This is a genomic window from Streptomyces sp. CBMA152, from assembly GCF_014596475.1.
GTDB lineage: Bacteria > Actinomycetota > Actinomycetes > Streptomycetales > Streptomycetaceae > Streptomyces.
Genome location: NZ_MECJ01000025.1, coordinates 66,149 through 79,033 on the forward strand (window position 1 = coordinate 66,149; position 12,885 = coordinate 79,033).

At 71.2% G+C, this 12,885-nt stretch carries 13 protein-coding genes; 2 read left to right on the forward strand and 11 right to left on the reverse strand.

All coding sequences use genetic code 11. The annotated features are described in order from the left end of the window. Nucleotides 1–38 precede the first annotated feature (38 nt). Nucleotides 39–551 carry a hypothetical protein gene (locus BG418_RS21730; protein WP_188275619.1) on the reverse strand — a complete coding sequence of 171 codons (513 nt, stop codon included), beginning with the start codon at nt 549–551 and terminating at the stop codon, nt 39–41. Nucleotides 552–567: 16 nt separating this feature from the next. Further along, entirely contained in the window at nt 568–1,182 is a 615-nt protein-coding gene (locus BG418_RS21735; RefSeq protein WP_188275620.1) for a TetR/AcrR family transcriptional regulator, read from the reverse strand. Between the two features lie 39 nt (nt 1,183–1,221). On the opposite strand from BG418_RS21735, the gene BG418_RS21740 reads away from it, so the two are divergent. Continuing rightward, entirely contained in the window at nt 1,222–1,548 is a 327-nt protein-coding gene (locus BG418_RS21740; RefSeq protein ID WP_188275621.1) for a rhodanese-like domain-containing protein, read from the forward strand. Between the two features lie 102 nt (nt 1,549–1,650). On the opposite strand, the gene gatB is transcribed toward BG418_RS21740, so the two are convergent. The 9 genes from gatB to BG418_RS21785 all read right to left on the reverse strand — a co-directional run bounded on the left by gatB (nt 1,651) and on the right by BG418_RS21785 (nt 12,286). After that, nucleotides 1,651–3,162 (reverse strand): Asp-tRNA(Asn)/Glu-tRNA(Gln) amidotransferase subunit GatB, encoded by a 1,512-nt coding sequence (gatB, locus tag BG418_RS21745; protein WP_188275622.1) that lies wholly within the window; start codon nt 3,160–3,162, stop codon nt 1,651–1,653. A 16-nt stretch (nt 3,163–3,178) separates the two neighbouring features. Continuing rightward, nucleotides 3,179–3,418, reverse strand: a complete 240-nt coding sequence (locus BG418_RS21750; protein ID WP_317453721.1) for a hypothetical protein — start codon at nt 3,416–3,418, stop codon at nt 3,179–3,181. After that, a complete protein-coding gene (gene gatA, locus BG418_RS21755) occupies nt 3,415–4,914 on the reverse strand; it encodes an Asp-tRNA(Asn)/Glu-tRNA(Gln) amidotransferase subunit GatA (RefSeq protein ID WP_188275624.1) in 1,500 nt (499 codons plus the stop codon). The genes BG418_RS21750 and gatA overlap by 4 nt, the downstream gene beginning before the upstream one ends. Nucleotides 4,915–4,919: 5 nt before the next feature. Further along, nucleotides 4,920–5,216 carry an Asp-tRNA(Asn)/Glu-tRNA(Gln) amidotransferase subunit GatC gene (gene gatC, locus BG418_RS21760; RefSeq protein WP_188275625.1) on the reverse strand — a complete coding sequence of 99 codons (297 nt, stop codon included), beginning with the start codon at nt 5,214–5,216 and terminating at the stop codon, nt 4,920–4,922. Between the two features lie 185 nt (nt 5,217–5,401). Beyond that, entirely contained in the window at nt 5,402–7,519 is a 2,118-nt protein-coding gene (locus BG418_RS21765; RefSeq protein WP_188275626.1) for a bifunctional diguanylate cyclase/phosphodiesterase, read from the reverse strand. A 272-nt stretch (nt 7,520–7,791) separates the two neighbouring features. Then, entirely contained in the window at nt 7,792–9,990 is a 2,199-nt protein-coding gene (ligA, locus tag BG418_RS21770) for an NAD-dependent DNA ligase LigA (RefSeq protein ID WP_223185230.1), read from the reverse strand. A 25-nt stretch (nt 9,991–10,015) separates the two neighbouring features. Next, nucleotides 10,016–11,044 carry a methionine synthase gene (locus tag BG418_RS21775; RefSeq protein WP_188275628.1) on the reverse strand — a complete coding sequence of 343 codons (1,029 nt, stop codon included), beginning with the start codon at nt 11,042–11,044 and terminating at the stop codon, nt 10,016–10,018. Then, the gene (locus BG418_RS21780; protein ID WP_188275629.1) at nt 11,041–11,730 is read right to left on the reverse strand and encodes an SDR family oxidoreductase; all 690 of its coding nucleotides are present in this window, start codon (nt 11,728–11,730) and stop codon (nt 11,041–11,043) included. Before BG418_RS21780 ends, BG418_RS21775 begins: the two co-directional genes overlap by 4 nt. Nucleotides 11,731–11,746: 16 nt before the next feature. Beyond that, nucleotides 11,747–12,286: a TIGR00730 family Rossman fold protein gene (locus tag BG418_RS21785; protein ID WP_188275630.1), complete on the reverse strand. Its 540-nt coding sequence runs from the start codon at nt 12,284–12,286 to the stop codon at nt 11,747–11,749. A gap of 230 nt (nt 12,287–12,516) precedes the next feature. On the opposite strand from BG418_RS21785, the gene BG418_RS21790 reads away from it, so the two are divergent. Beyond that, nucleotides 12,517–12,828 carry a DUF427 domain-containing protein gene (locus BG418_RS21790; RefSeq protein WP_317453724.1) on the forward strand — a complete coding sequence of 104 codons (312 nt, stop codon included), beginning with the start codon at nt 12,517–12,519 and terminating at the stop codon, nt 12,826–12,828. The last annotated feature ends 57 nt before the right edge of the window (nt 12,829–12,885 follow it).

Sequence of the window (12,885 nt, forward strand, 5' to 3'; positions counted from 1 at the left end):
CGAGGGCCATACCGGCCCCATGTGTCACTTGCGCGAGGTCACTTGCGGCGCGTGCAGGTGACGAGCAGATCCTCCGAGCCGTCGCCCCGGAACGCCAGGGTGAGCGCGCCCTTCTTGTACCCGGCCTCGACGGCCGTGCCGACGCTCGACCAGCCGCCCGACAGCGTCAGCAGCTCGGAGAACGAGCGGGACACCTTCTCCGGCATGCTCGACACCCTGAAGGCCTCCTGCTCCTCGGCCTCCGCGTCGGCGGTGGGCGTGTCCGCGCTCACCGAGAGCACCGCGCCGTCGAGCACCCACTGCCCGGACAGTCCACCCCATTGAGTGACAGACCAGTGCCCGTCGGGGGTGACGCTGAGGACGCCCTCATGGTCCCGGTTCGAGCGGTAGACCCAGTCGCCCTTCACGAACGCCTTCAGCGCCTGCTTCCGGGGGCCCTCCACGGCTCCCGCACCTGTGCAGGCCGACACGGCTGCCGACACCGTCCCCAGCGCCAGATACCGCAGCGCCGTACGGCGCCCGAGCACTCTCACCGCTTCTCGCCCGTCCACGCTCGGCACCCTATAGTCACGGCGCCAGCGCCCGGGCCAGCCGCACCGCCCCCTCCCGCACCCGCTTCTCGCCCAACTCGGCCAGCGCGGCGGTGACATGCTCGGCCCCCAGCGGGGCCAGCAGCGCGTGCGCCGTGTACGCCGGGTCCGGGGTGCCGGACAGCAGGATCGACAGGTGCTGGTGCCAGAAGCGGTAGGCGCCGATGCGGTAGCGCGCTCCCGGTGAGGCGTTCTCGGACATCCGGCCGAGCTCCAGGTGGTCGAGGAGGTAGTCCACGTACGCCTCCACGAAGGCGACCAGCCGCTCCCCCGCCTCGGCCCCCGGGCCCAGCGGCGGAGGGCCCGAGATGATCGCCTCCTGGAGCTCCTTCTCGCGCGCGTCGAGCAGCGCGGTCGCGAGCCCGGCCTTGTCGCCGAAGCGGCGGAAGAGCGTGCCCTTGCCCACGCCGGCGGCCGCCGCGATCTGGTCCATCGAGACCGCCGTCACCCCGTGCTCGGCGAAGAGCCGCGCCGCCGCGTCGAGTACGGCCGCGCGGTTGCGGGCCGCGTCGGCGCGCTCCTTGGGCGGCCGGGTGCGCAGCAGCTCAAGCGGGGTAGCAGAAACGGACTGCGGTCCGGTACTGTCGTTCATCACAAGCGGACTATAGTCCGGAACCCTGGAGGGTGTCCCATGACCGCGCTCATTTCCCGTGACGACCTCAAGGCGGCGATCGACGCCGGCACGGTGACCGTCGTCGACGCGCTCGGCGGCGAGTACTACGCGAAGCAGCATCTGCCCGGCGCCATCGCGCTGGTCCGGGCGGACGTCGACGCGCACGCGCCGGCCCTGCTGCCCGACCGCGACGCCGCGATCGTCACCTACTGCTCCAACCCCGCCTGCCCCAACAGCGGCCAGGTCGCCGACCGCCTCACCGCGCTCGGCTACACGAACGTACGCAAGTACAAGGAAGGCATAGAGGACTGGACGGACGCGGGTCTGCCCACCGAGTCCGCCTGATCACCTGAAGGTCCTTCGGATACGACTCGGCCCCGCCGCATCAGGTGATGCGGCGGGGCCGAGTCGTACACGTACTACGTACGTAAGGGCTTCGGCTGAGGATCAGCCCTCGCTGACGCCCAGCTTCTCCAGGATGAGCTCCTTGACGCGGGCCGCGTCCGCCTGGCCGCGCGTGGTCTTCATGACCGCGCCGACCAGCGCGCCGACGGCCTGCACCTTGCCGCCGCGGATCTTGTCCGCGATGGCCGCGTTGCCCGCGATGGCCTCGTCCACGGCCGCGCCCAGCGCGCCCTCGTCCGAGACGACCTTCAGACCGCGCTTCTCGACGACCGCGTCCGGGTCGCCCTCGCCCGCGAGGACGCCCTCGATGACCTGGCGCGCCAGCTTGTCGTTGAGGTCGCCGGAGGCCACCAGGGCCGCGATGCGAGCGACCTGCGCCGGGGTGACGGGCAGCTCGTCGAGGGCGACGCCCTGCTCGTTGGCGTTACGGGCCAGCTCGCCCATCCACCACTTGCGCGCGGCGGCGGAGTCCGCGCCCGCCTCGATGGTGGCGACGATCGGGTCGACCGCGCCCGCGTTGAGGATCGACTGCATGTCGAACTCGGAGACGCCCCACTCCTCGCGCAGCCGGTTGCGGCGCACGCGCGGCAGCTCGGGCAACCCCTTGCGCAGCTCTTCGACCCACTCGCGGGCCGGGGCGACGGGGACGAGGTCGGGCTCCGGGAAGTACCGGTAGTCCTCGGCGTTGTCCTTGATGCGGCCCGAGGTGGTGGAGCCGTCCTCCTCGTGGAAGTGACGGGTCTCCTGGATGATCGTCCCGCCCGAGTTCAGCACCGCGGCGTGGCGCTGGATCTCGAAGCGGGCCGCGCGCTCGACCGAACGCAGCGAGTTGACGTTCTTCGTCTCGCTGCGGGTGCCGAACTTCTCGGTCCCGTTGGGCCGCAGCGACAGGTTCACGTCGCAGCGCATCTGGCCCTTGTCCATCCGGGCCTCGGAGACGCCGAGCGCCTTGATGAGCTCGCGCAGCTCGGCGACGTACGCCTTGGCGACCTCCGGGGCCCGCTCGCCCGCGCCCTCGATCGGCTTGGTGACGATCTCGATGAGCGGGATGCCGGCCCGGTTGTAGTCCAGGAGGGAGTGCGAGGCGCCGTGGATACGGCCCGTCGCGCCGCCGACGTGCGTCGACTTGCCGGTGTCCTCCTCCATGTGGGCGCGCTCGATCTCCACACGGAAGATCTCGCCGTCCTCCAGCTGGACGTCCAGATAGCCGTTGAAGGCGATCGGCTCGTCGTACTGCGAGGTCTGGAAGTTCTTCGGCATGTCCGGATAGAAGTAGTTCTTCCGGGCGAAGCGGCACCACTCGGCGATCTCGCAGTTCAGCGCGAGGCCGATCTTGACGGCCGACTCGACGCCGATCGCGTTGACGACCGGGAGCGAGCCGGGCAGGCCGAGGCAGGTGGGGCAGGTCTGCGAGTTGGGCTCGGCGCCCAGCTCGGTCGAGCAGCCGCAGAACATCTTGGTCTTCGTGCCGAGCTCGACATGGACCTCCAGGCCCATGACGGGGTCGTACGACGCGAGGGCGTCCTCGTACGAGACCAGATCAGTGACAGTCACGGTGAAACTTTCCCTCTCAGCCCAGCAGGACGTCGTCGTCGCCCAGGCGCTTCAGCTCGCGGTAGAGCAGAGCGATGCCGGTGGCGATGGCGGCGGCGGAGACGACGGCGTCGAGCAGCTTCAGCGTGTCCTGCTCGGTGCGGGCCTTCTTGGCCTGCTTGATCACGCTGATGGCGCCGAACGCGGTGGTGCCGATGGACAGGTACGTACCGGCCTTCGACTTCTTGAAGCCCTTGGCCTTGGTCAGTGCGCTCACAGCGACGGTGCCTCCTCCAGCAGCGGGTGACCCCACTTTTCCACGAAGGCGGCCTCGACGGCGGCGCCCACCTTGTACAGGCGGTCGTCCTTCATGGCGGGGGCGATGATCTGCAGCCCGACCGGCAGCCCGTCCTCCGGCGCGAGGCCGCAGGGCAGCGACATGGCGGCGTTGCCGGCCATGTTGGTCGGGATGGTGCACAGGTCCGCGAGGTACATCGCCATCGGGTCGTCGGCGCGCTCGCCGATCGGGAAGGCGGTGGTCGGCGTGGTCGGCGAGACGATCACGTCGACCTGCTCGAAGGCCTTCTCGAAGTCGCGCGTGATGAGCGTGCGGACCTTCTGGGCGCTGCCGTAGTACGCGTCGTAGTAGCCGGAGCTCAGCGCGTACGTACCGAGGATGATGCGGCGCTTGACCTCGTCGCCGAAGCCCGCCTCGCGGGTGAGCGCGGTGACCTCCTCGGCCGACTTCGTGCCGTCGTCGCCGACCCGCAGGCCGTAGCGCATGGCGTCGAAGCGGGCGAGGTTCGAGGAGCACTCGCTCGGCGCGATCAGGTAGTACGCGGAGAGCGCCAGGTCGAAGGACGGGCAGTCCAGCTCGACGATCTCGGCACCGAGCGACTTCAGCAGCTCGACCGACTCGTTGAAGCGCTGGACGACACCGGCCTGGTAGCCCTCGCCCGCGAACTGCTTGACGACGCCGACGCGCATCCCGGCGACGGAACCGTTCTTCGCGGCCTCGACGACCGGCGGAACCGGCGCGTCGATGGACGTCGAGTCGAGCGGGTCGTGCCCGGCGATGACCTCGTGCAGGAGCGCCGCGTCCAGGACCGTACGGGCGCAGGGACCGCCCTGGTCGAGGGAGGACGAGAAGGCGACCATGCCGAAGCGGGAGACCGCGCCGTAGGTCGGCTTGACGCCGACGGTGCCGGTGACGGCGGCGGGCTGGCGGATGGAGCCGCCGGTGTCCGTGCCGATGGCGAGCGGCGCTTCGTAGGAGGCGAGGGCCGCACTCGACCCACCACCCGAACCACCCGGGATGCGGGTCAGGTCCCACGGGTTGCCGGTGGGCCCGTACGCGCTGTTCTCCGTCGACGACCCCATGGCGAACTCGTCCATGTTGGTCTTGCCGAGGATCACGACGTCGGCAGCCTTCAGCCGCTTGGTGAGCGTCGCGTCGTACGGCGGGATCCAGCCTTCGAGGATCTTCGAGCCGACGGTGGTCGGGATGCCCTCGGTGGTGAAGATGTCCTTCAGCGCGAGCGGCACACCGGCCAGCGGGCCGAGCTTCTCGCCCTTGGCCCGCTTCTCGTCGACGGCGCGGGCCTGCGCGAGCGCGCCCTCGCGGTCGACGTACAGGAAGGCGTGCACCTTCTCGTCGACGGCCTCGATCCGGGCCAGGTGGGCCTCGGTGACCTCGACGGCCGTGAGCTCGCCGGACGCGATCTTGTCGGCGATCTCGGCGGCGGTGAGCTTGATGATGTTGCTGTCCGTCATGGTGGTTAGTCCTCCCCCAGGATCTGCGGCACCTTGAAACGCTGCTGCTCCTGGGCCGGGGCGCCGGAGAGCGCCTGCGCGGGGGTGAGCGACGGACGGACCTCGTCCGCGCGCATGACGTTGGTCAGCGGCAGCGGGTGGGAGGTCGGGGGTACGTCTTGGTCGGCGACCTCGGAGACGCGGGCGACCGCGCCAAGAATGTCGTCGAGCTGTCCGGCGAAGTGGTCCAGCTCTTCGCTCTTCAGCTCCAGACGTGCCAGCCGGGCGAGGTGGGCGACCTCCTCGCGCGTAATGCCAGGCATGCAGCGATCCTCTGGGGTGAGTGTGTGTGGTTTGGGGCCAATCCTATGGGGCGCGGTGGCCGCCGCACTAAACGGTTTCCCCCGGGGCCCTTGATCACGGCCCGACCGATCCCGAAACGGCCGTGACCTCCAAGGCCGTTACGGCGTTACGGTGACGTCGGGCTCGGGCGGGCGGGCACGCCCGGTCACTGGACCGGGGTGCCCGACGGCTCCTCCGCCGCGGCCGCGGACCTGGCGGCCGCCTCCAGGTCGGCGGGGCGCTGCCAGCCGCGCGAGCCACGGGCGAGCAGCCATGCCGTGGCCTCGGCGGGCGGCATCGCGGCGGCGACCAGCCAGCCCTGGACGGCGTCGCAGCCCAGGTCCCGCAGGCGCTCCCAGGTCTCGTCGTCCTCCACGCCCTCGGCGACGACGAGGAGGCCGAGCGAATGGGCGAGGTCAAGGGTGCAGCGGACGATCTCGGCGTCCTCGTTGTCGATGGCGAGGCGGGCCACGAAGGAGCGGTCGATCTTGAGCTCGCTGACCGGCAGCCGACGCAGATGGACCAGCGACGAGTACCCCGTACCGAAGTCGTCCAGGGACATCTTCACGCCGTGGCCGGTGAGCCCGGCCAGCGTGTCGGCGGCCCGCTGCGGGTCCTCCAACAGCACATGCTCGGTTATCTCCAGCTGGAGCGAGCCGGCCGGGACACCGTGCCGGGCCAGCCGCGCCGCGACCGCCCCCGCGAAGCCCGGGGTGTGGACATCGCGCGGCGACACGTTCACGGCGACCGGGACGGTGAGGCCCTGTGCCCGCCACCGGGCGACCTGGGCGAGCGCCGTCTCAAGCACGTACTCCGTCAGATGCGGCATCAGCCCGGACGACTCGGCGATCGCGATGAACTCGTCGGGAGGCACCCGCCCGCGCTCCGGGTGCACCCAGCGCACCAGCGCTTCGAGCCCGGCCACCTGGCCGTCGAAGCGGACCTTCGGCTGGTAGTGGAGCTCCACGTCGCCCGCGTCCAGCGCGCGCCGCAGATCGCCCAACAGGCCGAGGCGGTCAGGGGTGTTGGAGTCCCGCTTCGACTCGTACACCTCGACTCCCGTACGGTCGCGCTTGGCCTGGTACATCGCCACATCCGCGCGGCGCAGCAGCCCTTCCGCGTCGAGCGCGTGGTCGGGGTAGACGGCGACGCCCGCGCTGGCCTCCAGGACCAGGGTGAGCCCGTCGAGGTCGAGCGGCGAGGAGAGTTCGGCGACCAGGCCTCGGGCTATGCGCATGGTGCTGGTCGCGGAGTCGGCCACCGGCAGCAGTACGGCGAACTCGTCGCCGCCGAGCCGGGCCGCCTCCGCGCCGCGCGGCAGGGCGAGCCGCAGCCGGTCGGCGATCTGGAGGAGCAGCCGGTCGCCCGCGAGGTGGCCGAGGGTGTCGTTGACCGAGCGGAAGCGGTCCATGTCGATGAGGACGAGCGCGGCGCGGGCGCCGTGGTCCTCGGCCTCCTCCAGGGCCGCCCAGGTCCGCTCAAGCAGCCACTGGCGGTTGGGCAGACCGGTGAGCGGGTCGCGCAGCTGCTCCTCGGCGCGGGCCCGGGCGATCCACAGCGTGGAGTCGAGCGCGATCAGCGGCACCGCGAACAGCGGCAGCAGGACCGGCATCGCCATCGCGACCACGCAGATCAGCGGGGCGATGCCGAGCAGTGCGACCGCTACGAGGCCCTGGCGCATCAGGGCCGTCCGGGCGACCGTGGGCAGCCCGCCGCCCCGGGGCGCCAGCGCGTACCAGAGCAGCATCCGGGTGACCACCAGGTACGCACCGGCGGCGAGCACCACCACGGGCACCGAGGAGATGCTCCAGTCGGTGGGCCACCAGGGGGAGCCGACGGTCGGGGTGTGGCCGAACGCGGCGAGCACCAGCGCGGCCGCGCCGATCCCGAGGACGTCCACCGAGCCGTGCAGCACGCCCTGGCGCCAGCGGTGGCGGCGGGCCGCGCCGACCAGCGCCACCACCGCGAGCGAGACGAGCCCGGCCGGCACCCAGCCGTACAGCAGCAGCACGGCCAGGGTGAGGGCGGCGCCGGAGCCGGTGCCGCCCCACCACCGGTCGCGGCCGAGCGCGACGAGGTGGCCCACGATGATCCCGGTCAGGACGGCCAGCGCCCAGCCCGTGGTGGAGCCGGGGAACAGGGCGTCTCCGGCGTGCAGGGCGCGATAGAACCCGGCGGCCAGGGCGACGGCGGCGGTCGAGAGGATGCCGGCGGTCAGCCTGGAGGAGAATCCCGCGAACCCGCGCAGCCGTGCGGCCGGGGCGGCGCTCTCGGTCGGTTTCATTCCCGTCCCTCTCACAGCCGGCGGTGCCGATGCCACGCGATGGCCCCGTTGTCATGGCACCACGACTGGGACCCTTCCCCAAGCTCACGATGAGCAGAGGGCACCCCGTTTCAGCCGTGCACGACCGGCGCACATCCCAACAGTAGGCCGCACAAGGCTCTGACGGGCAGCGGTCTACAGGTCTTGCCCGAATGCGGCCTGGCCACCCTGATCCGTCTGGTATGCGCTGAACGGGTGACCGAGGGCGCCCCGAAGGGAGCCCTCCCCTCCTCTTATTCCCCCTCCTGAGCAGTCGGCACAGCGGCGGCGACGGCGGCTTCCGGACCCTGTTCCAGCAGGACAGCGAAGCCGTCCTCGTCGAGAACCGGAACCTTCAGCTGCATCGCCTTGTCGTACTTGGAACCCGGGTTGTCGCCGACGACAACGAACGATGTCTTCTTGGAAACGGAACCGGTCACCTTCGCTCCACGGCTCTGCAGCGCTTCTTTCGCGCCATCTCTGGTGTGCCGCTCCAGCGTTCCCGTGACGACGACCGTCAAACCCTCCAGCGGACGCGGGCCTTCGTCCTCACCTGCGCCTTCGTCCTCCATCCGGACGCCGGCCGCCTTCCACTTGCGCAGGATCTCGCGGTGCCAGTCCTCGGCGAACCACTCCTTGAGCGAGGCCGCGATGGTCGGCCCGACGCCCTCGACCGCCGACAGCTCCTCCTGGGTGGCCTGTTCGATGCGGTCGATGGAGCGGAACTCGCGCGCCAGCGCCTCGGCGGCGACCGGGCCGACATGACGGATCGACAGACCGGTGAGGAACCGGGCCAGCGGGCGCTCCTTGGCGGCCGCGATGTTCTCCAGCATCGAGACCGCGTTCTTGCGCGGCTCGCCGTTCATATTGGCGAAGACCAGGGCGATCTTCTCCTCGCCGGTCTTCGGATCGCGCTTGGGCAGTCCGCTGTCCTGGTCCAGGACGTACGCCTTGATGGGCAGCAGCCGGTCCATCGTGAGGTCGAAGAGGTCGCCCTCGTCGAGCAGCGGCGGCTCGGCCGGCTCCAGCGGCTTGGTGAGCGCGGCGGCGGCGACATAGCCGAAGTTCTCGATGTCCAGGCTCTTGCGGCCCGCGAGATAGAACAGCCGCTCGCGCAACTGGGCGGGACACGACTGCGCGTTGGGGCAGCGCAGGTCGATGTCGCCCTCCTTCATGGGGCGCAGCGCGGTGCCGCACTCGGGGCACTCGGCGGGCATCACGAACTCCCGCTCGGTGCCGTCCCGCAGATCCGCGACGGGCCCCAGGATCTCCGGGATCACGTCACCGGCCTTGCGCAGCACCACCGTGTCGCCGATGAGGACGCCCTTGGCCTTCACCACCTCCTGGTTGTGCAGGGTGGCGAACTCGACCTCGGAGCCCGCCACGGTGACCGGCTCCACCTGCGCGTACGGCGTGACGCGGCCGGTGCGGCCGACGCCGACGCGGATGTTGAGCAGCTTGCTGTTGACCTCCTCCGGCGCGTACTTCCAGGCGATCGCCCAGCGCGGGGCGCGCGCGGTGGAGCCCAGGCGGCCCTGGAGCGGGATCTCGTCGAGCTTGACGACGACGCCGTCGATCTCGTGCTCCACCGAGTGCCGGTTCTCCCCGAAGTACCCGATGAACTCGCGTACTTCGTCGAGGGAGGAGACCACCTTGTTGTGCTGGGCGGTGGGCAGGCCCCACTCGCGCAGCAGCTCGTAGGCGTGCGAGAGGCAGTCGATGGTGAAGCCGTCGCGGGCGCCGATGCCGTGCACCACCATGTGGAGCGGGCGGGTGGCGGTGACCTTGGGGTCCTTCTGGCGAAGCGAACCGGCCGCCGCGTTGCGCGGGTTGGCGAACGGCTTGTCGCCCGCCTCCACCAGGCGCGCGTTCAGCCCCTCGAACGCCTCCATCGGGAAGTAGACCTCGCCGCGGATCTCGACGAGGTCCGGGACGCGGTCGCCCTTGAGGCGGTCGGGGATGTCGGCGATGGTGCGGACGTTGGGCGTGATGTCCTCGCCGGTGCGGCCGTCGCCCCGGGTGGCGGCGCGGGTCAGCCGCCCGTGCTCGTACGTCAGGTTGACCGCGAGGCCGTCGACCTTCAGCTCGCAGAGGTAGTGGAAGTCGGCGGTGCCGACGTCCTTGGCGACGCGCTCGGCCCAGGCGGCCAGCTCCTCGTCGTCGAACGCGTTGTCCAGCGACAGCATCCGCTCGCGGTGCTCGACCGACGCGAAGTCCGTCTCGTACGCACCGGCGACCTTCTGGGTCGGCGAGTCCGGCGTGCGCAGCTCCGGGTACTCCTCCTCCAGGGCCTCCAGCGACCGCAACAGCTTGTCGAAGTCGCCGTCGCTGATGACCGGTTGGTCCTTCACGTAGTACCGGAAGCGGTGCTCCTCGACCTGCTCGGCGAGGAGCGCGTGCTTCTCCCGTGCGTCCGCGGGCACCACTGCGTTCTGTTCGCCAGCCACTGTCATGTCCTCCCGTTTCCCGTCTTCCCCGTCACTCAGGGTTGTCCGCGAGCGATCTCGCCGCCCGGACGCAGTGGGCGAGGGCCGCGCGGGCGTACGCCGGCGAAGCACCCGCGAGCCCGCACGACGGGGTGATCACCACGGACTCGGCGAGAGTCCCCGGTCGCAGCCCCAGCCTGCGCCACAACGTCCTGACACCCATGACGCTACCGGCAGGGTCTGACAATGGGCCGTCCACGCCGCCGACCACTCCGGCGAGCAGCTTGGTGCCGCTCTCCACCGCCTCGCCGATCGCGTCGTCGTCACGCTCGGTGAGCAGGGAGAAGTCGAACGAGACACCGGCGGCTCCGGCGCGGCGCAGCAGGGCGAACGGCACGTCGGGCGCGCAGGAGTGGACGACGACCGGGCCGTCGTGCACCGCGAACACATCGCGCAGCGCGCCCTCGACGACCTGCCGGTCGACCGCCCGGTGGGTGCGGTAGCCGCTGGCGGTCCTGATCTGCCCGCGCAGCACGGCCGTCAGCGACGGCTCGTCGAGCTGGAGCACGACCTTGGCGCCGGGCACCCGGCGCCGTACGTCCGCGAGATGGCCGCGCAGGCCCTCGGCGAGCGAGCCGGCCAGGTCGCGACAGGCGCCGGGGTCGCCGAGCGCCGCCTCGCCGCCGCGCAGCTCAAGGGCCGCGGCGAGCGTCCACGGCCCGACCGCTTGGACCTTCAGCGGCCCCTCGTACCCCTGGGTGAACTCCTCCAGGGCGTCCAGGTCCTCGCCGAGCCAGGAGACGGCCCGCTTGGTGTCGCGGCCCGGCCGGTCGCCGAGCCGCCAGCCGCTGGGCTCCACGCGCGCGTACATCTCGACGAGCAGCCCGGTGGTGCGCCCGATCATGTCGGCGCCGGGGCCGCGCGCGGGCAGCTCGGGCAGGAACGGGAAGTCCCCGGCCGACCCGTCGGCCCCGATGAAGGACCCGGTGACGGTCTTGGCGGCCTCGCGCGCGTCGCCGCCGGGCATGGACCCGACGCCGGTCGCGGCCCCCCACGGGAAGCCGGTGCTGGCGTCGCTCATCGGCCGGGCCGTACGGTCAGGTCGTTGACCTCCGCGTCGCGCGGCAGGTCGATGGCCATGACGACGGTCGTGGCCACCGACTCGGGGTCGATGAACCGGGCCGGGACGTACTCCTTGCCCTCCTGCGAGTGCACCTTCGCCTGCATGGGGCTGGCGGTGCGGCCCGGGTAGACGGAGGTGACGCGGACGCCGTTGGCGTGCTCCTCCTGGCGCAGCGAGTCGGCGAGCGCCTTCAGGCCGTGCTTGGACGCGGCGTAGGCGCCCCACTCGGCGTGCGCGTTGAGCCCGGCGCCGGAGTTCACGAACACCACATGGCCCTGGGTGGCGCGCAGTTGGGGCAGCACATGGCGGGTGATCTCGGCGGGTGCGATCAGGTTGACGTTGAGCTGCTGGTGCCAGGTCTTGGGGCGCAGCTCGCCGATGGGCCCGAGGTCGACGATCCCGGCGATGTGCAGGAGCGAGTCGAGGCGGTCGGGCAGCGCCTGGTGCGAGAAGGCCCAGGAGAGGCGGTCCGGCTCGGCGAGGTCGCCGACGAGGGTGCGGGCGCCGGGGAAGCGCCCCGCGAGTTCCTTGGCGCGCCCGGCGTCGCGTGCAAGGAGTACGAGCTCGTCGCCGCGCGCGTGCAGCCGCCGTGCGACCGCCGCGCCGATGCCAGAGCCTGCCCCGGTGATCAGGTGTGTAGCCATACCCGCAATGCTCGCACTACTGGACGCCCACGCTCTCCTCCAGGTAGGCGAGCGCGCCGACGCCGTCCTCCGCGAAGAAGACCAGGTCAGTGAGGGGAACGGGCAGGAACCCCTCCTCTTCCATGCGGCGGAACTGCGCCTTGAGCCCGTCATAGAAGCCCGCCGTGTTCAGCAGGACGACCGGCTTGGTGGTCCTGCCGTGCTTCTTCAGCTCCAGGATCTCGGTCGCCTCGTCGAGCGTGCCGGTGCCACCGACCATGATCACGACGGCGTCGGACTTCTCCAGGAGCAGCGCCTTGCGCTCGGCGAGGTCCTTGGCGACGACCATCTCGTCGGCGTTCGGACGGACGGAGGCGGCCAGGAAGTCGACGGAGACCCCGACGAGCCGCCCGCCCGCCTCCTGCACGCCGTCGGCGACGACCTTCATCAGCCCGCTGTCCGAGCCGCCCCACACCAGGGTGTGACCGCCCTTGCCGAGCAGCTCGGCGAACTCACGGGCCGGGCGGGTGTAGCGGTCGTCGAGGTCGGCGGCGGAGAGGAAGACGCAGATGTTCATGGCTCAACCGTACGTCGGGACTCCTCCGGCACTCGAACGGATGAACCATGTCCCGAACGGCGAATCGCGGGAACAAGCGGCGGGCGAAAGGCCGTTGAGCGGGCATGACGACGATTTACACGATTCTCGCCGAACCCACGAACGCCTCCGCGCCCCCGCCGGGCCCGCGGCCGCCCTACGACCCGGATCACCTCGTCACGGCCGAGGCCGCCGAGGAGGGCGCGCTCCGCGTGCGCGTCCTGCGGGACGGGCAGGTGCTCGCGGAGAGCACCCGCCCGCTGCTGGTGCGCGAGGACGGGCTGCCGGTCCGCTATTACCTGCCGTCCGAGGATGTCCGACTGGATCTGCTGACCCCGTCCGACACCCGGACCACCTGCCCGTACAAGGGAGTTGCCTCGTACTGGTCGCTGCCGGACGCGCCCGACATAGCCTGGGCCTATCACGAGCCGCTGGCGGCCGTGACGCTGCTAAAGGACCACCTGTGCTTCATCGGGACGGAGTCCGAGAGCGCGGACGCCGAGAGCACGGACACCGAGGGCTGAGCACCCCGGGCCCGGGCACGTGGGCTACGCCGGCGCTGGCGCAGCCCGGCACCCGGG